We start from the raw sequence: 22564 nt of genomic DNA on the forward strand, positions 1-22564 counted from the left end.
ATGCCCCGTCGCGAAGCGACTGTCGGACGCGTCATGGCGCAGGTCGCCATGGTCATGAACCTCGACAAGTGCATCGGGTGCCACACCTGCTCGGTGACCTGCAAGCAGGCGTGGACCAACCGCACCGGCATGGAGTACGTCTGGTTCAACAACGTCGAGACCCGGCCCGGGCAGGGCTATCCCCGGCGCTACGAGGACCAGGAGAAGTGGCAGGGCGGCTGGGTCCTGAACAGGCGCGGTGCGCTGAAGCCGAAGAACGGCGGGCGGCTGAAGAAGCTCGCGCAGATCTTCTCCAACCCGAAGCTGCCGGAGATCAAGGACTACTACGAGCCCTGGACGTACGACTACAAGAACCTCACCGACGCCCCGCTCGGCGATGACTTCCCGGTGGCCGAGCCGCGTTCGCTGATCACGGGCAAGCCGATGAAGATCGAGTGGTCCTCGAACTGGGACGACAACCTGGCGGGCGCCACCGAGCACGGCCCGCAGGACCCGATGGTCGAGAAGGTGCGCGAACAGGCGGCCGAGAAGGTGAAGTTCGCCTTCGAGCAGACCTTCATGTTCTATCTGCCGCGCATCTGCGAGCACTGCCTCAATCCGTCCTGTGTGGCCTCCTGCCCCTCGGGCGCGATGTACAAGCGCAACGAGGACGGCATCGTGCTCGTGGACCAGGACCGCTGCCGCGGCTGGCGGATGTGCGTCACCGGCTGCCCGTACAAGAAGGTCTACTTCAACCACAGGACCGGCAAGGCCGAGAAGTGCACGCTGTGCTATCCGCGGGTCGAGGTCGGCCTGCCCACGGTCTGCTCCGAGACCTGCGTGGGCCGGCTGCGCTACCTCGGCGTCATCCTCTACGACGCCGACAAGGTGACTCGGGCGGCCTCCACGAAGGACGAGAAGGCGCTGTACGAGGCCCAGTTGGGCGTGTTCCTCGACCCCGAGGACCCCGAGGTGCAGCGGGCCGCCGAGGCCGCGGGCATCGGGTACGACTGGATGGAGGCGGCCCGCCGCTCCCCCGTGCACGCGCTGATCAGCAAGTACAAGGTGGCGCTTCCCCTGCATCCGGAGTACCGCACCATGCCGATGGTCTGGTACATCCCGCCGCTCTCCCCCGTCGTCGACGCGCTCAGTGAGACGGGGCACGACGGTGAGGACGCGGGCAACCTGTTCGGCGCGATCGACTCGCTCCGTATCCCGCTCGAATACCTCGCGGAGATCTTCACGGCCGGCGATATCGCGCCCGTGCGCTCCTGCCTCGACAAGCTGGCCGCGATGCGCTCGCACATGCGGGCGATCAACCTCGGCGAGAGGCCCGACCAGGGGATCGCCGATGCGGTGGGCATGAGCGCGCAGGAGATCGAGGAGATGTACCGGCTGCTCGCCATCGCCAAGTACGAGGACCGCTATGTCATCCCGACGGCCGCAGTAAGCGATGCGAAGGCACTGGAGGAGTCGGCGCTCCCGGACACCTGCTCGCTCGACTACGAGGACGGTCCCGGCATGGGCGGCGACGGACCCTTCGGCCAGGACTCCGGCGGGGGCGAAGGCAGGAAGCAGCTGCCGCTGGTCTCCATCGAGAACTTCCACGCGGCCCGCAGACGCCAGACCTCCGACGAGGAGCCCGCCGATGTGAGGGAGCAGCAGTGAGCAACGCGGTCCTCTATCAGGCGGCCTCGATCTGCCTGACGTATCCCGACGACGCGTTCCGTGCACGGCTGCCTCTTCTGCGCGAGGCAGCGCCCGGGCTACGGGACTTCCTCACGTACGCCGAGGGCAGCGACGCCACCCGGCTGGCCGCGCACTACGTACAGGTCTTCGACTTCAAGAACCGGCACAGCCTGTATCTGAGCTGGTGGCGCGACGGCGACACCCGGCGGCGCGGGATGAGCCTCGTCGGCTTCAAGCAGGTCTACCGCGAGCACGGACTGGAGTTCACCGGCGAGGAGCTGCCGGACTTCCTGCCCGCGGTCCTGGAGTTCTCGGCGCAGGTCGACACCCGGCTGCTGCTGGAGTTCCGCCCGGGGCTCGAACTGCTGCGCCTCGCGCTCACCGAGCACGGCACACCGTACGCGGGCATCCTGCGGGCGGTATGTGCGACGCTGCCCGGCCCTTCCCCCAAGGACAGGGCGGCGGCGATGGCGATGGCCAGGTGCGGTCCGCCGACCGAGACCGTCGGTCTGGAGCCCTTCACACGCACGGGAGAGCCCTCATGAACACGTTCCTGTGGGGAGTCCTGCCGTATGTCGCCGCCGCGCTACTGATCGCGGGCACCTGGTGGCGCCACCGGTACGACAAGTTCGGCTGGACCACCCGCTCCTCCCAGGTCTACGAGTCGAAGCTGCTGAGCATCGCCTCGCCGATGTTCCACTACGGGCTGCTGTTCGTGCTCGCCGGCCATCTGATGGGGCTCTTCGTCCCCGCGTCCTGGACCGATGCCGTCGGCCTGGACGAGGCCGCGTACCACAGGCTGTCGCTGTACGCCGGTACGGCTGCGGGCGCGCTGGCGCTGCTCGGCATCGCGCTGCTCGTGTACCGCCGTCGCACCAAGGCCCCCGTGTTCCGGGCGACGACCGTCAACGACAAGGTCATGTACCTCGTCCTGCTCGCCGCGATCGTGATGGGCATGTGGGCCAAGCTCACCAACTCCTCGCCCTCCCACGGCTACGACTACCGCACGACGATCGCCCCCTGGGCCCGCTCGCTGTTCACGCTGCAGCCCGATATCGACCGGATGGTGGGCGTGCCGCTCACCTACCAGATCCACACCGTCATCGGTCTGCTGCTCTTCGCGCTGATCCCCTTCACCCGGCTGGTGCATGTGTTCAGCGCACCCGTGCAATACCTCTTCAGACCGTACGTGGTCTACCGCAGCCGCGAGGAGACTCAGCTGGGGGCGCGGGCCGACCGGCCCGGCTGGGAGCGCTCGGAGTCGTAGTCCTCGCGGGCATCGTGGGCGTCGGGCAGGTGCGGACGGGCGCGGATCGGTGACAGGTACACCGGCAGGAAGCTCAGGCAGAGGCAGATCCCGCCCGTCCAGACGGCCACGCGCAGGGAGGCGTACTCCGCGATGAGGCCGGAGGCGGCTGCCGCGAGGGCCATCGACCCGGTGAACATGAAGCGGAACGTGGCGTTCATACGGCCGAGCAGCCGGGCGGGCGTCAACCGCTGGCGCAGGCTCACACCGAGCACATTGCCGAGCCCGGTCTTGAACGTGAACAGGAACCACGCCCCCGCGGCCACCCACAGCCAGGCACCGCGGTCGATCAGCGGGACGACGAGCCCCATCGGCGCGACCCACAGGTTGACAGAAGCTGAGCGAGCCGAGCCACCAGGCGAGCGGCACGGAGGCGAGCAGTGCACCGCGGCACAGATCGGCGGTGACCAGGACCTTGCGGTGCCGCATCCGGTCCACCCAGGCGCCGGCGGGCAGTCCGATGACGAGGAACGCCACGGTGCTCAGGGCGCCGAGCAGCCCGACCTGGCCGGGACCGGAGCCGAGGGCGAGGACGGCGACCATCGGGACGGCCACGTAGGAGACGTTCGTACCGAGGACGTTGAGGACTGATGCGGAGAACAGGGTGCGGAAATCGCCTGTGCGCCAGGGTGATTGCTTGGACATGGGCTGCACCGTGCCCGGCTTCCGCAGGCGGGCGCCAATGTTTTGGTCTCAGCCGAATCCATCACCGCGGGAGGAGGAGCCGGATGCTGGAGATCGAGTTCTCGGCGGAGGACGTCGCGCGCACCCGTTTCGCCGTCTCCCCTCTGTGGGAGGTCGTCGCGGGCCTTCGGGTCCTCCTCGGCGCGGACACCCAGGGCATGCACCGGCGCTGGGTGGAGCAGGTGCGGCCGCGGATCGCCGCCGCGAAGCTCGACCTCGCGCCGCTTGCCTCGCTGGTGCACCTCGGCGCGCCGTCCATCCCGCCGTTCCTGTGCCCGCCGCCCGCCACACCGCTGCCGTCCCTCGACGTCGAACTCGCCGCACTGCGGGCCACCCCGCCCGAGCAGCTGCTGACCACCGCGGAAGTGACCGAGCCCGCGGTGGCTGCGCTGCGGGCCGACCCGGAGCACGGTCTCGCCCGCCTGTCCGAGGTGATCCGCGCGTACGGGGAGCTCGCGATGGCGCCGTACTGGCCGCGGATCCTCGCACTGCTCGAAGCCGATATCCAGTACCGGGCCCGGCGCCTCGCCGAGGGCGGCACCCGGCGCCTCTTCGACGACCTCAGCCCCCAGCTCTCCTGGGACGCGGGCACCCTGCACGTCAGCCTGCGGTTCCGGCGCGGGGTGCCGCAGCTCGACGGGCAGGGGCTGCTGCTCGTGCCCTCCGCGTTCGTCTGGCCGCGGGTGTTCTCCAAGACGCACACCGCCTTCCAGCCCACCTTGCGCTACCCCCCGCGCGGCATCGGCGCGTTGTGGTCGCCGGGGCCCGCGCCCGAGTCGGCCGCCCTCGGCGGGGTCCTCGGTGCCTCGCGTGCGCGGCTGCTCGCGGAACTGGCGGAGCCCGCGTCCACCACCGATCTGGCCCGGCGGACCGGGCTGAGTGCCGGTGGCGTCTCGCAGCATCTGTCCGCGCTGCGGGCGGCCGGGCTGGTCTCGGCGCACCGGGCCGGACGGGTGGTGCTGTACGCGCGGACGCGGGTGGCGGAGGAACTGGTGAACTCCGTGGCGGGCGCGCGCGGCTGAGGGTGGTTCAGGCGGCCCCGCCCCTGGGGTCGTGTTCGTCGTCGACGATCTCCGCGTCCACCACGTCCTCGGCGGGCCGGTCCTGCTCGGCCGCCGCCTCCCGGGGACGGTCCTCGGTGGCCGGGCCTCGAGTCTGCCACTGAGCCCGGGCGTACATCGCCTGCCCCATGCGCTGACTGACGCCGGCCAGCTTCTCCGTGGCGGACCGCAGTTCCTCGCTGTCCGCGGCGGGCCGCCCGATCACGGCCTTCAGCTCGCCGAGCGCGGACTCGACCTCGGACTTCGCCTCCGCGGGGATCTGCTCCGCGTTCTCGTCAAGGAACTGCTCGGTCCGGTAGGCGAGTTGCTCGGCGGTGTTGCGGGTCTCGGCGGCCTCCCGGCGCCTGCGGTCCTCGTCCGCGTACTGCTCGGCCTCCCGCATCATCCGGTCGATGTCGTCCTTCGGGAGCGCGGAGCCGCCCGTGACGGTCATCTTCTGCTCGCGGCCCGTCGCCAGGTCCTTCGCGAAGACGTGCATGATCCCGTTGGCGTCGATGTCGAAGGTCACCTCGACCTGCGGGACCCCGCGCGGCGCGGGCGGCAGGCCGGTGAGGTCAAAGACGCCGAGTTTCTTGTTGTGCGCGGCGATCTCCCGTTCGCCCTGGAAGACCTGGATCCCGACGGAGGGCTGGTTGTCGGCGGCGGTCGTGAAGACCTCCGAACGGCGCGTGGGGATCGTGGTGTTGCGCTCGATGAGGCGGGTCATGATGCCGCCCTTGGTCTCGATGCCGAGGGACAGCGGGGTGACGTCGAGCAACAGCACGTCCTTCACATCGCCGCGGATCACACCGGCCTGCAGGGCCGCGCCGACCGCCACGACCTCGTCCGGGTTGACGCCCTTGTGCGGTTCCTTGCCGGTGAGTTCCTTGACCAGTTCCGTGACGGCGGGCATCCGGGTGGAGCCACCGACGAGGATCACGTGCTCGACGGCGGAGAGCTTGATGCCGGCGTCCTTGACGGCCTGGTGGAAAGGCTGCTTGCAGCGGTCGAGGAGATCCTGGGTGAGCTCCTGGAACCGGGAGCGGGTGAGTTTCTCCTCCAGATGCAGCGGACCGGCGGAACTCGCGGTGATGTAGGGCAGGTTGACGGTCGTCTCGTTCGCGCTCGACAGCTCGGTCTTCGCCTTCTCGGCGGCCTCGCGCAGCCGCTGCACGGCCATCTTGTCCCGGGCGAGATCGATGCCGTGCCCATTCCTGAACTGTGTGACGAGATGCTCGACGACCCGCTGGTCCCAGTCGTCCCCGCCCAGCAACGCATCGCCGTTGGTGGCCTTGACCTCGATGACGCCGTCGCCGATCTCGAGCAGTGATACGTCGAAGGTGCCGCCGCCGAGGTCGAAGACGAGGACGGTCTGCTCGTCGCCGCGGTCGAGTCCGTAGGCGAGCGCCGCGGCCGTCGGCTCGTTGATGATCCGCAGCACCTTGAGGCCCGCGATCTCACCGGCCTCCTTGGTGGCCTGGCGCTGTGTGTCGTCGAAGTACGCGGGCACGGTGATCACCGCATCGGTGACGGTCTCCCCGAGATACGCCTCGGCATCCCGCTTCAGCTTCTGCAGCACCCGCGCGGACAGCTCCTGCGCCCGCAGCCGCCCGCCGTCGATCGTCCCCTGGTCGGGAAACCGCCAGTTCACCTCTCCCATATGCCGCTTGACGGAGCGTGCGGTGCGCTCGACGTTGGTGACCGCCTGCCGCTTGGCGACCTCACCGACGAGCACCTCACCGTTCTTCGCGAAGGCGACGACGGACGGTGTCGTACGCGCCCCTTCGGCATTGGCGACCACGGTGGCCTCGCCGCCTTCGAGGACGGCGACCACGGAGTTCGTCGTCCCGAGATCGATCCCGACCGCACGCCCCATCCCGAACCCCTTCCCGCCGTCACCCCGGACTCCCCAGGACAAAACCGCGGCGCCCTGTTGTCAATGCCCCGAGCGGTGGCGTGCTCCGCACAAGCACCGGCAGCGGTCGAAAGCGGCGCTCCGGGCGGAACCGGGCACGCCGACGCCCCCGGACCCTGGGGTGCGGGGGCGTCGGCGGTGCGGAGGTGTCAGGCGAGCTTGGCCGTGAGGGTGATCGTGGTGCCGGTCATGGCCTGGCTGACCGGGCAGTTGGCCTTCGCCGTCTCCGCCGCCGCGGTGAAGGCGGCCTCGTCGAGGCCGGGGACCTCACCCTCGACCGTGAGGTGGATGCCGGTGATGCCCGTGCCCGGCTGGAAGGTGACGTCGGCGGAGGTCACCAGCCTGGTGGGCGGGTTGCCTGCGCCGGCCAGGGCGTGCGAGAGGGCCATCGAGAAGCAGCTGGAATGCGCGCCCGCGATCAGCTCCTCGGGGCTGGTCTTTCCGTTCGCCTCCTCCGCGCGAGAGGGCCAGGACACCGGCTGCTGGCTGATGCTGCCGGACGAGTCGAAGGTGACGGTGCCGGCACCCTCCATGAGGGAGCCTTCCCAGACGGTGTGTGCGCTGCGCGTGGTGGCCACGGCGGTTCCTTCCTGTGCGGGACGTCCATGGACGGTCGGGTGACGTCCACCCCCATCCGACCACATCCGTACGCCCGTCCGCGCCCGGGTCACACAGAATCCGACGCACGGTCACGCGGAACACGGAGCGTTTCCGGTGCATCCAGCTCCGCCGGGTCCGGCTCGGGCACCGGCACCTGCGGTCCACCGGCCTCCCGCAGCCAGCGGCGCAGGACGCGGTGGACGCGCTCGGCGCCGACGAGTTCGCAGCCTTCGGGGACCGGGGCGGACAGGGCGCGCGGGGAGAGCAGGAAGGGCTGGGCCTGTTCGCCGCCGAGGCCGCCGTGCGAGCCGATCTGCTCCTCGAACGCGAGGACCTCGCCTTCCTCAAGCGCCGAGTTGACCATGATGTCGGCGGTGTGCGGGAACGAGTCGGTGCGCCGTACGGCCTCCAGGGCGCCCGGACCGAAGTCCTTCAGCGGCCCCAGTTCCCGCCCGTCCTCGGCGGCTTCGTCCAGATACAGCTCGCCGCCGCGGGCACCGAGAACGACCGGGCCGCGTTCGGAGCGTACGAGAAGGAAGCCGATACCGGGATGGTTGGCGAGGGTGGCGAGGAGCGCCGGGTGGCGGGCGTCGATCTGCTCGCGTGTCATCCGCTCGGGCACATCGGGGAACGAGACGAGCCCGAGGTTCCCCGAGGCCAGCACGAGTGGGTCCTTGCCGGCCGGCGGCCGGTGCTCGTGCCGGCCCTCCTCCACGGGCCGGTGCATCGCGGCCCGCACCGCCGCACGGGCCTCGGCGCCGCTGCGGGTGCCGCGGGCCCTGCGCGGCACGGGCAGCCCGCAGCCGGCGCGCACCAGGTCGGCGAGGGACAGGCCGTAGCGGGAGCGGAAGGTCTCGCCGGGGCTCTGCCCGTGGTCGGAGAGCAGCACGATGCGGTACGGGCGCGGGGCATGTTCGGCGACCTTCGCGATCAGCGCGAGCGAACGGTCGAGGCGCCGCAGCACCAGGGCGGCGTCTTTGCTGTCCGGACCCGAGTGGTGGGCCACCTCGTCGTACGCGACGAGATCCGCGTAGACCGCGGTGCGGCCCACCAGCATGTCCCCTATCACCGCGGCGACCACGACATCACGCTCGACGACGGTGGCGAAGGCGCGGATCAGCGGATAGAGCCCGCCGCGCGCCACGCGCGGCCGAGTCCTTCTGATCCGGCCGCGCGTGGACTGGCAGATCTCGCGGCCCACTTCGGCGATGAACGACATCGCGGTACGGACCGCGTTGGCGGGATCGGAGAAGTAGGCGAAATAGCCGGCGCGTGAACGGTTCTCCTTGCCGCGGCGGGCCGCGACCGACAGAACGAGCGCGACCTGGTCGGCGCCGCCGCTGAACAGGTTGCCGCGGCTCGCGCCGTCCACGGCGAGCAGCCCGCCGTCGCCGGTGCGTTCGACGGCGCGGCGCTGCAGCTCCACGGCGCTCGCGGGACGGTTGCAGACCATCACCTCGCCGGTGTCCTTCTCGTACCAGCGGAAGGCGGGGACGTCGTGGTTGGAGCCGTGCAGGATGCCGAGCTGGCTGGCGCCGGTCTGGCTCGACCAGTCGGTGCGCCACGGGGTGAGGCGGTGGGTGTCCGCGAGCCATGCGGCGATCGTGGGCAGATGCCCGGCGTCGACGGCCCGCCGCAGCACGCCGTGGCCGACGCCGTCGAGCTGGATGAAGACCGTGCCGGGCAGGCGGGGGCCCTTCGCAGCCGCGACCTGTTTGCGGCGTCTTCGGTCCGCAAGCCGGTACAGCCTGCGGCGGTAGGCGTCGTCGTCGCGGACCGCGAGCGCGGCGGCCGTCGCGGAGGCCACGGCGGACATGACCGCGGCGACGACCACGGCTGTCTCCAGGGCGGCCTCCCCGCGGCCGTCGGGGATGAGGCGCAGGGCGATGAGCAGGAGGGAGCCGTTGAGGAGGAAGACGAGCAGGCCGAGGACCAGGGCGGGGACAAGCAGCAGGGCACGTACGAGCAGGGGCCAGACGAGGGCACTGAGCAGGCCGAAGACGGCGGCGCCGATGCCTGCGGTGATGCCGATACGGGTGGCGCTGTCGCCGGAGGCGGCCTGGAGACGGAAGTCGGGGAGGATACCGGCGAGGATCAGCATCGTGAGGGTGCTCGCGGCCCAGACGGCCAGGATGCGCCACAGGGTGCCGAGTCTTCGGCGCCAGTGCTCTTCTTCGGCCACGGTCACCTCGCGATCGTTCCAGGGGCCCCGGGGCCAAGGTTTTCATATGAGGCGGGGGGATTGTGGGGGTGCGGGCGGGTGGCGCCCGCGGCGGAAGGCCTGACGGTCGCCCACCAGGCTGAAGTCAGCCAAGCCGGGCGAAACGTGGCCGCAGGGCTATGGTCGTAGCAGTCGGGTGTGCGGGCGGAGGAGGCAGCGGTCGGTGGAGATCACCTGGTGGGGGCATGCCACCTGCACGGTGGAGGACTCGGGAACCCGCGTGCTCACCGATCCGCTGTTCGCCCGGCGGCTTGCCCATCTGCGCCGGCGCCGCGGTGAGGTACCGCCACGGCTGGCCGCCGAGGCCGATGCCGCGCTCGTTTCGCATCTGCATGCCGATCATCTGCATGTGCCCTCGCTGGCATGTCTCGCCGCCGGTACAACGGTGGTGCTGCCGCGCGGGGCCAGGGACGCCGTGCCCGGGCTGCGGAAGCTGACGCGGCTGCGGTTCGTCGAGGTCGTGCCCGGGGACGAGGTGAAGGTCGGCAAGGTGCGTGTGCGGGTCGTGGCCGCGCGGCACGACGGTCGGCGGCTGCCGGTCGGGCCGCACCGCTCCCCCGCACTCGGGTTCGTCGTGGAAGGGGCCGCACGGACGTACTTCGCCGGTGACACCGGGCTGTTCGAGGAGATGGCGGAGGCGGTCGGCGCGGTCGATGCGGCGCTCCTTCCGGTGGGCGGCTGGGGCCCGTTCCTCGGGCCCGGGCATCTGGACGCGGCAGGTGCCGCCGAGGCGCTCGCCCGGATCGGGCCGCGCAGTGCGGTGCCCGTGCACTTCGGCACGTACTGGCCGATCGGGATGGACGCGGTACGGCCGCATGAGTTCCACACGCCTGGCACGGAGTTCGTACGGCAGGCCGCTCGGCGGGCTCCGGAGGTGGCGGTGCATCTGCTGGACCAGGGCGAGAGTGTGCGGCCGGAGGTCGCACGGTGAGCCTGCTCCCCCTCGCCGGCTCCGTCGCCGAGTCCGTACCTGCGGAAACCACGCAGCAGGCTGTCGGCTACCCCTCGCTCTTCCTGCTCGTGGTGCTCGGCGCCCTGGTACCCGTCGTGCCGACGGGGGCCGTGGTGAGTTCGGCCGCGGCGCTCGCCTTCCATCACTCGGCGCCGCAGTCGCAGTTGTACGTGTTCGTGGTGGCGGCGCTGGCCGCGTTCACCGGGGACTCCGTGCTCTACTGGCTCGGCGCGCGCGGGATGCGCTCGCGCAACGGCTCGCGGTGGCTCAGGGCCATCCGCGACCGTGCCCCGCAGGAGCGGCTCGAACAGGCGCAGCACAAGCTGCACGAGCACAGTGTGTCGGTGCTCGTGCTGTCCCGGCTCGTGCCCGCCGGACGGATCCCGGTGATGCTCGCCTGCCTGATCGCCCGGTGGCCGCTGCGGCGCTTCGCCCGCGGCAATCTGCCGGCGTGCCTGGCCTGGGCGGCCACGTATCAGCTGATCGGGATCCTGGGCGGCTCGCTGTTCCCGGAGGCGTGGCAGGGCGTGGCCGCCGCGGTCGGTGTGACGGTGCTCATCAGTGCGGGGCCGTCCGTGTGGCGGCGGATGCGGGTGCGGGTGCGGTCCGGCGTCCAGTGAGGCGCGGGCCGGTCCGGCGCCGGGCGAGGTGCGGGGGCAGGGGTTGCGGGTGCGGTCCCTGTGGAAGGCAGCCCGGGCCGGGGTCCGCGGGACCGTTTCAGCTCGGTGTCAGGCCGTCCCGGGCGGGTTCCACGACGCGGGATGCGCCCACCGGCAGGTCCCACAGGTCCTCACGGGCCCGGCCCGCCGCGCGCCAGGCCGCGCGGACCCGCTGCAGAGGTTCGAGGACCGGCTCGGCGGAGAGCAGGAAGGTGCCCCAGTGCATGGGCGCCATCCTCCGCGCACCCACGTCTCCCGCCGCCCGTACGGCCTCCTCCGGGTCGCAGTGCACATCGCGCAGCCACCACCGCGGCTCGTACGCGCCGATCGGCAGCAGGGCCAGATCGATGCCCGGATGGCGTGCGCCGATCTGCTCGAACCAGTGGCCGTACCCCGTGTCGCCCGCGAAGTAGACCTTGCGGCCGAGGCGGTCGGTGAGCACCCAGCCGCCCCACAGGGTGCGGCAGGTGTCGGTGAGGGCGCGCTTGGACCAGTGATGCGCGGGCACACAGTCGAAGCGCACGCCCTGCAGTTCGGCGGCCTCCCACCAGTCGAGTTCGGTGACGCAGACGAAGCGCCGGCGGCGGAACCAGCGGCCGAGCCCGGCCGGCACGAACACCGGGGTGTGGCGCGGCAGTCGCTTGAGGGTGGGCGCGTCGAGGTGGTCGTAGTGATTGTGGCTGATGACGACGGCGTCGACGGGCGGCAGCGCCCTGAAGTCCACGCCGGCGGGCGTCACCCGGGCCGGGGTGCCGAGGATCCTGCGGGACCACACGGGGTCGGTGAGCACGGTCAGGCCACCGATCCGCAGCACCCAGCTGGCGTGTCCCACCCAGGTGACGGCCAGGGTGTCGGCATCGGCCTCCGGTAGCGGACCGGGTTCGAAGGGCAGCTGCGGGATGTCCTTGAGACTCGCGCGGTCCGGGCGTACGGCGCCCTCGCGGGCGAAGCGGGCCAGGGCCTTCACGCCGGGCAGAGGTGCGGTGAGGCGGTCGGCGAACGAGCGGGGCCAGGTGCGGCGTTCGGCGAGCGGCCGCAGTGCGGTGGCGGCGGGGGCGGTGGCGAGGTCCGCTCGGGCGGTGAGGGACTGCGACTCCTGGGTCATCGGGGCGGCTCCGTTGGCTGGGCGTCGGCACGCAGAGCGTCGAGGGCGCCGGCCAGGCCGGTGAGCGCCCGGTGGACATGCGGGAGTTCCAGGGGGTCGGTCGCGGCGAGGGCGGCGAGGCGCTGCTCGTTGTCGCCGCCGAGCAGCGGGCCCACCGGGAGGCGGGCGCGCAGGGCGTCGAGTCCGTCGCCGAAGCGGTGGCCGCCGGGCACGGGCATGCCGAGGTGCTCGGTGAGGTGGTCCTCCAGTTCCATCGCGTCGGTGACGCCGCGCCGCGCGAAGGCTTCGCGCAGCGGCCCGAAGTCGGCGTACAGGTGCCGTCCCGCGACCGGTGCGCGCCCGAAGGCGCCCGCGGCGAGCACGATGCGGTGCACGGTCTCGGCGAGCCTCGCGTACAGCCGTACGGCGGCGGTCAGCCGGTCGGTGACCTCGGCGGGTTCACCGAGCGCGTGGGCCGCGGCCGCGGCGACGGGGGCCGCGACGGTGGAGCCGAGCGCGGTCAGGACGTCGAGCGCACGGGCCCTGAGCATCAGGCCCTCCGCGGTGTCCGGGAAGCGGGCGATCGCGGCGGGCCAGTCGGGCGGCAGGTAGCCGCCGGAGAGATCGGCGAAGACGGTGACGTGCTGCGGCCGCATCTCGGCGGGGCCGATGAGAATGGTCTCCTCGGGATGGTGCAGGGTGTCGCGCCAGGTCTCGTCCGAGGCGATGTGCAGTCCTTCGCCGAGCGCCGCCTCCAGCGTCTCGTGCAGCACTTCCGGCGGCGGCACGGTCGCGGTCGGATCATCGGCGACGGAGACGACGAGCAGCCGGGGGTCGCCGCCTTCGGCGCGCACTCTCCGTACGGTTTCGAGCAGAGCGTACGGATCGGGCACTCCCCCGCATTCGGGCGGTGTGGGCACGTGGAAGGCCTGCCGGCCCAGGAGCCGCACCTGGGGTGCCCACCAGGCGGGGCAGGGGCGCGGCAGCAGCACATCGCCGCCGGTCGCGGCGGTCAGGGCCAGCAGCAGCGGGGCGGCGCCGGGTGCGGCGGCGGTCCGGTCGCGTTCCACCGGCATGCCGCGCCGCCGCCAGTAGCCGGCGGCGGCCTCGCGCAGGGTGGGGCTGCCGCCGGGTGGTTCGGTGTGGGCGCGGCCCGCGGCCGCCGCGAGTACGGCGGCGAGTTCGGGGAGAGGGGGCAGTCCGGGGTCGGGGGCGGGCGGTCCGTAGCGGACCGGGCCGTGACCCTCGGGGACCGTCCGCGGCATCCTGCCTCCGTGGTCTCGTTCGGGGTGAGGGGGTTAGGGCGTGTCCAGGTCCGAGGAGCGGCGGCGGATCTTGTAGCAGGCGGCGCCAAGTGCGCCGAGGACCAGGGCCGCTCCGGTCAGCATCGTCTGCGGGGAGTCGGTGAAGCTGCCGCCGATGCCGCCGCGTACGCCGTGGTGGAGTGGGGCGTCGCGGGTGACGGTGAAGCTCGCGCTCCACCGGCCGTCGCCGGGGCAGGTACCGTCCACCGTCCATGGTGAGGTGCTGCCCACGCCGCTGTTGGGGCTGCTGCCGGAGAAGGCGGCGTCGGCGGCGATCCTGGCCATGCCGCTGTAGGCGGGGCCGACGCCGGGGATCACGGCGTTCTCGACCCGGCGCAGGCGGGCGGAGCCGCCCACGAAGGCCTGCGAGCGCGCACGGATGTGTTCCGGATACATGCCGCGGTCGGCATAGGGGCAGGAGACGGAGACGGTCACCGTGCCGCCGGGCGCTGCGGTACGCGGGCTGACCTCCGCGGCGGTGTCGCCCGCGTGGGCCGCGGGTGCGGCCTGGGCCAGGGCGGCGGCGGTGAGCGCGGCGGCCGCGCACACCCGGGCGAGCGTGGCTGTGCTCGCCCGGCCGGCGCACGCTCGGGGTGCGGGCCGGCCGGACTCGGAGCCTGATTCCGGTCTTCTGCGCATGGCTGCGGGCTCCTTCGGGGCCGACGGCTGCGGCCGGGAGTTCGTGCCGCGCCCTCATGGAAACCCCGAGCCCTCGGCCCCCGCCTGTGCCGACGGTCCATTCGCGGGACGGCGGGGGCCGGTCGGGTGACTGGCGCCGATGCGCCTCAGCGGACCCGTTCGACGCGCCGTTCGTCCCACACCGGCTCGGTGGACTCCCGTACCCTCCCGTCCGAGCCGAACACCAGATAGCGGTCGAAGGACCGCGCGAACCAGCGGTCATGGGTGACGGCGAGCACCGTGCCCTGGAAGGACTCCAGGCCCTCCTGCAGGGCCTCGGCGCTCTCCAGGTCGAGGTTGTCGGTGGGCTCGTCGAGCAACAGGGCGGTGCAGCCCTTCAGTTCGAGCAGCAGGATCTGGAAACGAGCCTGCTGGCCGCCGGAGAGCCGGTCGAAGCTCTGCTCCGCCTGTTGGGTCAGCTCGTAGCGCCGCAGCCGTGACATGGCCGCGCCGCGGTCCTTGGCGTGGTCGCGCCAGAGGATGTCGAGGAGGCTGCGGCCGGTCAGCTCGGGGTGGGCGTGGGTCTGGGCGAAGTGTCCCGGCACGACGCGCGCGCCGAGTCGCCACTTCCCGGTGTGGGCCACTTCGCCGTTGGCGAGCAGGCGCAGGAAGTGGGATTTGCCGGAGCCGTTGGAGCCGAGGACGGCGACCCGTTCGCCGTAGAAGACCTCCAGGTCGAAGGGTTTCATCAGACCGGTGAGTTCGAGGTTCTCGCAGGTCACCGCGCGTACGCCGGTGCGGCCGCCGTGCAGCCGCATGGAGATGTCCTGCTCGCGCGGCGGCTCCGGCGGCGGTCCGGCCTCCTCGAATTTGCGCAGCCTGGTCTGGGCGGCGCGGTAGCGCGAGGCCATGTCGGGGCTGTTCTCGGCCGCCTGGCGCAGGGTGAGGACCAGCTTCTTGAGCTGGGCGTGCTTCTCGTCCCAGCGGCGGCGCAGCTCCTCGAAGCGCGCGAAGCGTTCCTTGCGGGCCTCGTGGAAGGTGGCGAAGGAGCCGCCGTGCACCCAGGCGTCCGCGCCGGCCGGGCCGGGTTCCACGCTGACGATCTTCTCGGCGGCGCGGGCCAGCAGCTCGCGGTCGTGGGAGACGAAGAGCACGGTCTTGCGGGTCTCGGCCAGGCGCTCCTCGAGCCAGCGCTTGCCGGGCACGTCGAGGTAGTTGTCGGGCTCGTCGAGGAGCAGCACCTCGTCGGTACCGCGCAGCAGCGACTCCAGGACCAGGCGCTTTTGTTCGCCGCCGCTGAGGGTGCGGACATCGCGGAACTGGGCCCGCTCGTACGGCACGCCGAGCGCCGCCATCGTGCACATGTCCCAGAGCGTCTCGGCCTCGTAGCCGCGGGCCTCGGCCCAGTCGGCCAGGGCCTGCGCGTACTGGAGCTGGGCGGCCTCGTCGTCCACCGTCATGATCGCGTGCTCGGCGGCGTCGACGGCCTTCGCGGCCTCCCGGATACGGGGCGTGGCGACGGAGACGAGCAGGTCACGCACCGTGGTCTCGTCCCGTACGGAGCCGATGAACTGCGGCATCACCCCGAGGCCGCCGCTGATGGTGACGCTGCCGCCGTGCGGCTGGAGCTCGCCTGAGAGGAGGCGCAGGAGCGTGGTCTTGCCCGCGCCGTTCGGGCCCACGAGGGCGACAACGGCGCCCTCGCCGACCCTGAAGGAGACATCGCCGAGCAGCGCCCTCCCGTCGGGGAGGTAGTACTCGAGGTGCGCGGCTTCCAGATGTCCCATGGAGCGGATTCTGCGGTCCCGGTTCGGGCCGCGGCAAATGGATTTCCGTGCACCTGGCCGCCGACGCACCTGGCCGCCGACACCCACTCATCTCGCATCTCAAGATTCAGGTCTCACTATCTGGCGAGATCGCGTACGGTTCCCCTCAACGCGCCAGGCAGGGACGCCTGGTGCTCAGCCGGAGGGAGACCGGTCATGGCCGAGGAGACCGCCGTTTACACGCATGGGCACCACGAGTCCGTGCTGCGCTCGCACACCTGGCGCACCGCCGCCAACTCCGCGGCCTACCTGCTGCCGGAGCTCAAGCCCGACCAGCGGATCCTGGACGTGGGCTGCGGGCCCGGCACGATCACGGCCGATCTGGCGGCGCTGGTCCCCGAAGGGCATGTGACGGGCGTCGAGCTTGCCGCGGACATCCTGGAGCAGGCGCGGGCCACGGCCGCCGAGCGCTGCCTGACCAACACCCGCTTCGAGCCGGCCGATGTGCACGCGCTGCAGTACGCCGACGACAGCTTCGACGTCGTACACGCGCATCAGGTGCTGCAGCATGTGGGCGATCCGGTGCAGGCGCTGCGCGAGATGCGCCGCGTGACCCGCCCCGGCGGGATCATCGCCGTCCGCGATTCGGACTACGCGGCCATGACCTGGTACCCGCAACTGCCGGTGCTGGACGAGTGGCTGGCCCTGTACCAGCGGGTCGCCCGCGCCAACGGCGGGGAGCCGAACGCCGGGCGCCGCCTCAAGTCCTGGGCTCTGCGGGCCGGCTGCACGGACATCACCGCCACCTCGGGGACCTGGACGTACTCCACGCCCGAGGAGCGTGCCTGGTGGAGCGGCCTGTGGGCGGACCGCACGACGGCCTCCTCGTACGCGGGCATCGCCGTCGAGGGCGGGCATGCGAGCAGAGCGGAGCTGGAGCGGATCGCGGCGGCCTGGCGGGCCTGGGGGCAGGCGGAGGACGGCTGGTTCTGCGTCCTCCACGGGGAGCTGCTGATCCGCGCCTGAGTGCCGCCGGACCGGCCTCACCGGCCGCCGCTCCGTTCGCCGGAAACGATCTCCCCGGCGCCGAGGGCCAACTACCCTCGGTGCCATGGAGATTCTGGGCACCACGCTGCGTATCTGCGTCGAGGACCTGGAGGCCTCGGTGGCCTTCTACGAGCGGCTCACCGGAGCCCGAGCGCTGCGCTTCGAGCGCGGCGGGGTCCAGGTCGCCGCGGTCGGCTGCTTTCTGCTGATGAGCGGGCCCGAGGCCGAGCTCGAAGTGCTGCGCAAGGTCACGGCGACGATCGCGGTGCCCGATGTGGACGAGGCGCAGCAGGTGCTCAGCGCCTCCGGCGCACACGTCGTGGCGGGTCCGGTGCCGACACCGGCGGGCCGCAACCTGATCGCGATCCACCCGGACGGCACCGTGTTCGAGTACGCGGACCAGAAGGCCGTACGCGACTGAGACGGCGGCGGGCGGAACCCGGCGCCGTCAGGACGGCACGGAACCGGCGAGGGCGTCGACCAGGAGGTCGGCGAGGAGTGCGCCGCAGGTACCGTCGGGGTCGAGGTCCGGATCGTAGATGGTGACGTTGATGCCGACGCAACGCCCGGAGGCGGCCAACGTGCCGAGCAGGGCGACGAGTTCCTCGGGCAGGAGACCGTCCGGGTCGGGCGCGTCGACGGCGGGCATGACGCTCGGATCCAGACTGTCGGCGTCGAAGTGCACCCAGAATCCGTCCAGTTCGGCGATCTCCAGCGTCTGGCGTGTGGCGCCCGCGATCTCGGCGGGGCCCCACTGCCTGATCTCACCGACGCTCGCGTTGGGGATCCGCAGGCCGCGCAGTTCCTCGCGCTGCGGGTCGTCGTCGCGGATGCCGAGAAGGCGTACGTCCGTGTCCCCGAGGTACGGGCGCAGTCCCTCGATGTCGGTCAGGTCGGCCTGGCCTCGGCCGGTCGCCAGAGCCAGTTCCTCGCCGCCGGCGGCGCCGACGTGCTCGGAGTTGCCGGGGTGGCGGAAGTCGGTGGATCCGTCGATCGCCGCGAGGCCGTAGCGTCCGATGCGTCGCATGGCGAGGGAGGCGCCGAGCTGGATCGAACAGTCCCCGCCGAGCACCACGGGGAAGTCGCCTGCGCGCAGATGGTGCTCAATGCGGTCGGCGAGCCGCACGGTGTAGGAGGCGATGGCCTCGGCATTGAAGACCCCGTCGCCCTCCTTCCAACCGCCGCGGTCGTAACGCGGCGGGACGACCACGCCGCCCTCCAGCGCGCCGAGACGCTGCACGATCCGCTGCTCACGCAGCGCTCCGGCCAGCTTGTAGACGCCGGGGACGGTGCCGGGGGCCGGTGGGCGCAGGCCCAGGTTCGAAGGTGCGTCGAGGACCACGATGCGTCGCATGGGTGCCATCCTGGACGACGCGGGGTTGATCGCTCAATGGGTATGCCGACTCTCCGGGCCCGCCAGGTCGGCCAGGTCCGCCAGGCCCGCCAGGTCCGCCAGGTCGGCCCAGTCGGCCGGCGCTGAATTCGACCACGGCGAGTTGCCCCGCCGGGTGCACGCCGACCAGCTTCAGCCCCGCTTCACCTGCCAGCTCGGCGAGTTGGGCCGCGGTGCGCTCCTTGCCGGTGAAGAACACCAGCATCCGTAGGTCCATTTCGGTACTGACCTCCCCGCCGTCGCCGCCGATCTTCTCGATCCCCAATGGCACGCCCTTTCCCCCGGCTCCCCCGGCCCGCCCTCCGGCGGCGAACGCGGTCTGCGTCGCCTACCGGACCATTTCCCTCGTGAGGGCCCATCGCTCATGGTCGCGCCATGCCCCGTCCACGTACAGGAAGTCCGGCGAGAAGCCCTCGATGCGGAAGCCGCAGCGTCGGGCGAGGACGATGGACCTCGCGTTGGCCGGCTGGACGTTGATCTCCAGGCGGTGCAGGCCCAACGCGGGACCGAAGGCGTGATCGATGACCAGGCGCAGACCTTCGGACATCAGGCCCTGACCGGCCGCGTGCGCGAAGGCCCCGTACCCCAGGGCGCCGCACTGGAAGGCGCCCTGGACGATGTTGTTGATGTTGACGTAACCGGCGATCCGTCCGTCGTCGCGCGCACAGACGAGGAAGCCGGCCCGTGCGTCGTCCTCGATCAGGCGCTTCGCATAGACCGAGTACTGGCCGGCGGTCACCGGCGGGGCGAGCCACGGGTGGTGAAGTTCGCGGCTGGCACGGGCCAGCTCGGTGAAGGCCGCACCGTCGGCGTAGGTGAGGTGCCGTATCCCGACGCGGGGCCCGGTGGCGAGGTAGTCCGTACTGCCGTCCATGCCTGAACCCTAGGACCTGTCCGGCGCCCACCCGTGGTCCGGGGATCCCGTGGTGCGGGCAGGTGCCGGGTGTGGGCAGGTGCCGGGGGTCACTTCCGTCGTCTCATGAAGAAGGCTCCGCACAGGGCTCCGATCAGGGCCGTGAGCAGGAGCGCCATCCACAGCGGCATGGTCACCTGCGGGATCAGCAGACGGATCCTGGTGCTGCCGGTGTTCTCGAAGATGAAGACCAGGCCGAGGATGCCGATCGCGGCGACGCCCAGACGTCCCGGTGTCAGGAAGCGCTCGGTTCTGCCTTCGGTGCCGCTCTTCGTCTTGCTGGAGCCCATCGGGGTCCTTCCGTCCGGTGCCGCCGTCACCCCCAGGCTCAGCATGGGCAGCCGAGCACCGGCCCGCACCCGGCCGGTGCTCCTGCGGGTGGCGGAGTCCGCCGGACGGGTGAGGGAGCACGGCCCGTTCACCGCAGTGCCGGTATCTCCAGCCGTAGTTCGCCGGCGTCCGCGTCCAGGATCGCCGGCATGCCGAACGGGACCGTCAGCGCTCCGGCGCAGTGCCCGAAGCCGACCTCCTCCAGGACGGGTACGCCGAGGCCGCCGAGGCGGTCGGCGAGCACCGCGCGCACGCCTTCGTAGGGGCCGCACTCCTCCCAGGAGCCGAGCAGGATGCCCGCCACCCCGTCCAGCCAGCCGCTGCGCAGGAGCTGGGTGAGCAGGCGGTCGAGCCGGTAGTCCTCCTCGTCGATGTCCTCCAGGCAGAGCAGTCCGCCGCTCGCGGACGGCCGGGCGTGCGGGGTGCCGAGGTCCGAGGCGAGCAGGGCCAGGCAGCCGCCGAGGGTGGTGCCGCGTGCCCGCCCCGGCACGAGCGCCTTGCCGCGGGTGAGCGTCTGCACCGTCTCCGGGGCGAACAGCGTGGCCTTCAGGTGCTCCTGCGTCCCGGCGTTCTTGAGGAAGTCGAGGGCCGCGAGCATCGGGCCGTGCAGCGTCACCAGGCCGAGCCGCAGGGCGAAGGCCTCGTGCAGTGCGGTGATGTCGCTGTATCCCAGGAACACCTTGGGCCCTGCCGCCCGCATCGCGTCCCAGTCGAGCAGATCGACCATGCGCTGCACCCCGTAGCCGCCCCGAGCGCAGAACACGGCGGACACCGAGGGATCGCACCACGCGGCCTGGAGGTCGGCGGCGCGCTCGTGGTCCTCGGCGGCCAGGTAGCCGAGCTTCGGGTGGGTGGCGAGGACATGGGGTGCGAGGACGGGTTCGAGGTCCCAGCCGCGCAGGATGTCCAGGCCTGCTTCGAGACGGTCCTCGGGCAGCGGCCCGCTGGGCGCGACGACGGCCACCCGGGCACCGGGGGACAGGCGCTGCGGCCGGGTGAGAGGCGCCACGTCCCGGGTCGGTGCGGGATCGTCCCAGCCGCTCACGATGATCTCCCCCTCGCGTCTCATTTGCTCAGCTCCAGCATCTCGATCCCGGGCGGTCGCAGACCGAACACCTGGGCGTACAGGGACAGTTCCGCTTCCAGGGCGCGGGTCATGGTGTCCGCGCGGCGGAAGCCGTGCCCCTCGCCCTCGAAGGCGAGGTAGGCGTGCGGGACGCCGCGCCCTGCCATCCGCGCCAGGAAACGCTCGGCCTGGCCCGGCGGGCAGATCACGTCGTCGAGTCCCTGGAGCAGCAGGAAGGGGGCGGTGATGTGTTCGGACTGCGAGACGGGGGACCGCTCGGCGTAGCGACCGGGGACCTCGGCGATGGGGCCGACGAGTGATTCGAGGTAGTGCGATTCGAAGTCGTGGGTTCCGCCGGTCGCCCAGCCCTCGAGGTCGAGGACCGGATAGATGATGGTGCCGCAGGCGTAGACCTCGGTGGCGGCGAGCGAGACGGCCGTGGTCCAGCCGCCGGCGCTGCCGCCGCGGATGGCGAGGCGCGCCGGATCCGCGGTGCCTTCCTCGGCGAGGGTGCGGGCCACGGCGGCGCAGTCCTCGACGTCCACGATGCCCCACTGCTCCCGCAGCCGTTCGCGGTACGCGCGTCCGTGGCCGGTCGAACCGCCGTAGTTGACCTCTGCGACGCCGATTCCGCGTGAGGTGAAGTAGGCGATCTCCAGGTCGAGCACGAGCGGTGCGTGGCCGGTGGGCCCGCCGTGGGCCCAGATCACATAGGGCGGCAGCGTGTCGTCCGGTGCGCGGCGGTCGGGGTTGCGCGGCGGGTGGATGTGGGCGTGGATCTCGCGGCCGAGGGGTCCGCCGAAGCTGCGGATCTGTGGCTCCGGGTAGTACGCGGGGTCGACCGGGTCCTCGTGGGCGGCGCCGATAACGCGTGCGTGGCCGGTGCGGATGTCGAGTTCGACCACTTCGGCGGCGCGGCGCGGGCTCGCGGCGGTACCCACTACGCGGGAGCCGTGTGCGGCCAGGGCGGCGGACCATTCGGTCCAGGGCCCTGCCACGTCCACGAGCTCCGCGGTGGCGGGGTCGAGTATGCCGAGCACGGCGGATCCGGCGCCGTGCAGCACGGCCACGGTGCCGTTCTCCAGCGGCGCGAACCAGCGCTGTCCGAGCTTCCACAGCGGTCCGCCGAACTCCTCCGCACGCGGGCAGAGCGCCTCGGCACCTGCCCGGCCGGCCGCCGGATCACAGCGGTACAGATTCCACCAGCCGCTGCGGTCCGAGACGAACAACAGGCGTCCGTCATGGGCCCATTCGGCCTGGGCGACGGACTCCTCGGGACCGCCCGCCACCACCCGCGGCTCCTGAAAGGTGCCCTGCGCGCAGACATCGGCGACGATCAGTTCCGTGCCGTCCCACGGCATCCGGGGATGGTCCCAGGCGATCCATGCCGCCCGCGCACCGTCGGGTGAGATGCGCGGCGAGGTCAGGAAGCGGTGCCGCCCGTCGCTCAGTTCGCGCACCGCTCCGCGGTCGGCGGCGGCCGAGCCGTCGAGCGGCACGGCCGCCGCCACACGGCGTACGTCCTGCGGGCCCTCGCCCGTGAACTCCTCAAGCACGCACCACACCTCGCCGCGGTCCGCACGGATCCGCGGATCGGCCCAGCGCATCCCGCCGCCCACAGCCGACTCCGGGGTGAGCGGCCTCGGCCGTGCTCCAGGGGCGTCCGGCTCGTACGCGTACAGCCGCTGGTCCGCGAAGTTGCTGAAGACGATCAGCGGACCCGACTCCCGGGCGATGCCCGCCCAAGGCTTGCCGCCGTACTCGATGACGCGGCTGCGGATGTTCCAGGGAGCCGGGAGCACCGGTTCCTCGCCTCCGTCGCCGCGGCGGCGCACCAGGGCGCGGCGGCCCGACTCGGCGGGGCGTGGCTCGGTCCACCACACCTCGTCGCCGACGAAGTCCACCCACTCCGGCCGCCCGTCGTGCGAGGCCGCGAGCGCGGCGTCGATGGGCGAGGGCCAGTGGCCGTAAGGCTCGGTACGCACGAAGTCCCCCATT

The 22564-nt window shown here is 72.0% G+C and carries 23 protein-coding genes; 10 read left to right on the forward strand and 13 right to left on the reverse strand.

The window, feature by feature from the left end; genetic code table 11:
- Genes narH through narI form a run of 3 tightly spaced genes read left to right on the forward strand, consistent with a single transcriptional unit; the run spans nucleotide 1 to nucleotide 2935 of the window.
- A complete protein-coding gene (gene narH, locus ACLF6P_RS26560) occupies nucleotides 1-1647 on the forward strand; it encodes a nitrate reductase subunit beta (RefSeq protein ID WP_415953599.1) in 1647 nt (548 codons plus the stop codon).
- Nucleotides 1644-2213 carry a nitrate reductase molybdenum cofactor assembly chaperone gene (gene narJ / locus ACLF6P_RS26565; protein ID WP_415953600.1) on the forward strand — a complete coding sequence of 190 codons (570 nt, stop codon included), beginning with the start codon at nucleotides 1644-1646 and terminating at the stop codon, nucleotides 2211-2213. Before narH ends, narJ begins: the two co-directional genes overlap by 4 nt.
- Nucleotides 2210-2935: a respiratory nitrate reductase subunit gamma gene (gene narI, locus ACLF6P_RS26570; RefSeq protein WP_415953602.1), complete on the forward strand. Its 726-nt coding sequence runs from the start codon at nucleotides 2210-2212 to the stop codon at nucleotides 2933-2935. Before narJ ends, narI begins: the two co-directional genes overlap by 4 nt.
- On the opposite strand, the gene ACLF6P_RS26575 is transcribed toward narI, so the two are convergent.
- Nucleotides 2884-3285, reverse strand: coding sequence for an MFS transporter (locus ACLF6P_RS26575; RefSeq protein ID WP_415953603.1), 402 nt, complete (start codon nucleotides 3283-3285; stop codon nucleotides 2884-2886). The two genes, narI and ACLF6P_RS26575, sit on opposite strands and share 52 nt — an antisense overlap.
- A 109-nt stretch (nucleotides 3286-3394) precedes the next feature.
- On the opposite strand from ACLF6P_RS26575, the gene ACLF6P_RS26580 reads away from it, so the two are divergent.
- Together ACLF6P_RS26580 and ACLF6P_RS26585 are read left to right on the forward strand one after the other, a co-directional pair.
- Complete coding sequence (locus ACLF6P_RS26580) at nucleotides 3395-3565, forward strand: hypothetical protein (RefSeq protein WP_415953605.1); 171 nt, start codon at nucleotides 3395-3397, stop codon at nucleotides 3563-3565.
- Between the two features lie 137 nt (nucleotides 3566-3702).
- Nucleotides 3703-4680, forward strand: a complete 978-nt coding sequence (locus ACLF6P_RS26585; RefSeq protein ID WP_415953606.1) for an ArsR/SmtB family transcription factor — start codon at nucleotides 3703-3705, stop codon at nucleotides 4678-4680.
- Nucleotides 4681-4687: 7 nt separating this feature from the next.
- Here ACLF6P_RS26585 and dnaK read toward each other — a convergent pair whose 3' ends face one another.
- The 3 genes from dnaK to ACLF6P_RS26600 form a co-directional block, all read right to left on the reverse strand.
- A complete protein-coding gene (gene dnaK, locus ACLF6P_RS26590) occupies nucleotides 4688-6574 on the reverse strand; it encodes a molecular chaperone DnaK (RefSeq protein WP_415953608.1) in 1887 nt (628 codons plus the stop codon).
- A gap of 188 nt (nucleotides 6575-6762) precedes the next feature.
- Complete coding sequence (locus ACLF6P_RS26595; RefSeq protein WP_415953610.1) at nucleotides 6763-7191, reverse strand: OsmC family peroxiredoxin; 429 nt, start codon at nucleotides 7189-7191, stop codon at nucleotides 6763-6765.
- Between the two features lie 89 nt (nucleotides 7192-7280).
- The gene (locus ACLF6P_RS26600; protein WP_415953777.1) at nucleotides 7281-9395 is read right to left on the reverse strand and encodes a phage holin family protein; all 2115 of its coding nucleotides are present in this window, start codon (nucleotides 9393-9395) and stop codon (nucleotides 7281-7283) included.
- 202 nt (nucleotides 9396-9597) lie between these two features.
- Here ACLF6P_RS26600 and ACLF6P_RS26605 point away from each other — a divergent pair, with 202 nt between their 5' ends.
- Both ACLF6P_RS26605 and ACLF6P_RS26610 read left to right on the forward strand, forming a co-directional pair.
- Entirely contained in the window at nucleotides 9598-10365 is a 768-nt protein-coding gene (locus tag ACLF6P_RS26605; RefSeq protein ID WP_415953611.1) for an MBL fold metallo-hydrolase, read from the forward strand.
- Nucleotides 10366-10367: 2 nt separating this feature from the next.
- Nucleotides 10368-11006, forward strand: a complete 639-nt coding sequence (locus ACLF6P_RS26610; protein WP_415953779.1) for a DedA family protein — start codon at nucleotides 10368-10370, stop codon at nucleotides 11004-11006.
- Nucleotides 11007-11103: 97 nt separating this feature from the next.
- On the opposite strand, the gene ACLF6P_RS26615 is transcribed toward ACLF6P_RS26610, so the two are convergent.
- From ACLF6P_RS26615 to ACLF6P_RS26630, 4 genes are all read right to left on the reverse strand, one after another.
- Nucleotides 11104-12150, reverse strand: coding sequence for an MBL fold metallo-hydrolase (locus tag ACLF6P_RS26615; RefSeq protein ID WP_415953613.1), 1047 nt, complete (start codon nucleotides 12148-12150; stop codon nucleotides 11104-11106).
- The gene (locus ACLF6P_RS26620) at nucleotides 12147-13394 is read right to left on the reverse strand and encodes an aminotransferase class I/II-fold pyridoxal phosphate-dependent enzyme (protein ID WP_415953615.1); all 1248 of its coding nucleotides are present in this window, start codon (nucleotides 13392-13394) and stop codon (nucleotides 12147-12149) included. Before ACLF6P_RS26620 ends, ACLF6P_RS26615 begins: the two co-directional genes overlap by 4 nt.
- A 33-nt stretch (nucleotides 13395-13427) precedes the next feature.
- A complete protein-coding gene (locus tag ACLF6P_RS26625; RefSeq protein WP_415953617.1) occupies nucleotides 13428-14072 on the reverse strand; it encodes a hypothetical protein in 645 nt (214 codons plus the stop codon).
- 146 nt (nucleotides 14073-14218) lie between these two features.
- Nucleotides 14219-15838, reverse strand: coding sequence for an ABC-F family ATP-binding cassette domain-containing protein (locus tag ACLF6P_RS26630; RefSeq protein ID WP_415953619.1), 1620 nt, complete (start codon nucleotides 15836-15838; stop codon nucleotides 14219-14221).
- Between the two features lie 195 nt (nucleotides 15839-16033).
- Here ACLF6P_RS26630 and ACLF6P_RS26635 point away from each other — a divergent pair, with 195 nt between their 5' ends.
- Both ACLF6P_RS26635 and ACLF6P_RS26640 read left to right on the forward strand, forming a co-directional pair.
- The gene (locus tag ACLF6P_RS26635; protein ID WP_415953620.1) at nucleotides 16034-16843 is read left to right on the forward strand and encodes a class I SAM-dependent methyltransferase; all 810 of its coding nucleotides are present in this window, start codon (nucleotides 16034-16036) and stop codon (nucleotides 16841-16843) included.
- An 85-nt stretch (nucleotides 16844-16928) separates the two neighbouring features.
- The gene (locus ACLF6P_RS26640; RefSeq protein ID WP_415953622.1) at nucleotides 16929-17285 is read left to right on the forward strand and encodes a VOC family protein; all 357 of its coding nucleotides are present in this window, start codon (nucleotides 16929-16931) and stop codon (nucleotides 17283-17285) included.
- 27 nt (nucleotides 17286-17312) lie between these two features.
- On the opposite strand, the gene ACLF6P_RS26645 is transcribed toward ACLF6P_RS26640, so the two are convergent.
- Nucleotides 17313-18218 carry an arginase family protein gene (locus ACLF6P_RS26645; RefSeq protein ID WP_415953624.1) on the reverse strand — a complete coding sequence of 302 codons (906 nt, stop codon included), beginning with the start codon at nucleotides 18216-18218 and terminating at the stop codon, nucleotides 17313-17315.
- On the opposite strand from ACLF6P_RS26645, the gene ACLF6P_RS26650 reads away from it, so the two are divergent.
- Nucleotides 18217-18468, forward strand: coding sequence for a hypothetical protein (locus ACLF6P_RS26650; RefSeq protein ID WP_415953625.1), 252 nt, complete (start codon nucleotides 18217-18219; stop codon nucleotides 18466-18468). The two genes, ACLF6P_RS26645 and ACLF6P_RS26650, sit on opposite strands and share 2 nt — an antisense overlap.
- 117 nt (nucleotides 18469-18585) lie before the next feature.
- Here the strand turns inward: ACLF6P_RS26650 and ACLF6P_RS26655 are convergent, their stop codons facing one another.
- From ACLF6P_RS26655 to ACLF6P_RS26670, 4 genes are all read right to left on the reverse strand, one after another.
- On the reverse strand, nucleotides 18586-19131 hold the full coding sequence (locus tag ACLF6P_RS26655; RefSeq protein ID WP_415953626.1) for a GNAT family N-acetyltransferase: 546 nt from the start codon (nucleotides 19129-19131) through the stop codon (nucleotides 18586-18588).
- 89 nt (nucleotides 19132-19220) lie between these two features.
- Entirely contained in the window at nucleotides 19221-19460 is a 240-nt protein-coding gene (locus ACLF6P_RS26660) for a lipopolysaccharide assembly protein LapA domain-containing protein (protein WP_415953627.1), read from the reverse strand.
- A gap of 128 nt (nucleotides 19461-19588) precedes the next feature.
- The gene (locus ACLF6P_RS26665; protein WP_415953628.1) at nucleotides 19589-20569 is read right to left on the reverse strand and encodes a S66 peptidase family protein; all 981 of its coding nucleotides are present in this window, start codon (nucleotides 20567-20569) and stop codon (nucleotides 19589-19591) included.
- Complete coding sequence (locus tag ACLF6P_RS26670; RefSeq protein WP_415953630.1) at nucleotides 20566-22563, reverse strand: dipeptidyl-peptidase 5; 1998 nt, start codon at nucleotides 22561-22563, stop codon at nucleotides 20566-20568. The genes ACLF6P_RS26665 and ACLF6P_RS26670 overlap by 4 nt, the downstream gene beginning before the upstream one ends.
- Between the last annotated feature and the right edge of the window lies 1 nt (nucleotide 22564).

Origin of the sequence: Streptomyces lothianensis (assembly GCF_047779955.1) — a bacterium.
GTDB lineage: Bacteria > Actinomycetota > Actinomycetes > Streptomycetales > Streptomycetaceae > Streptomyces.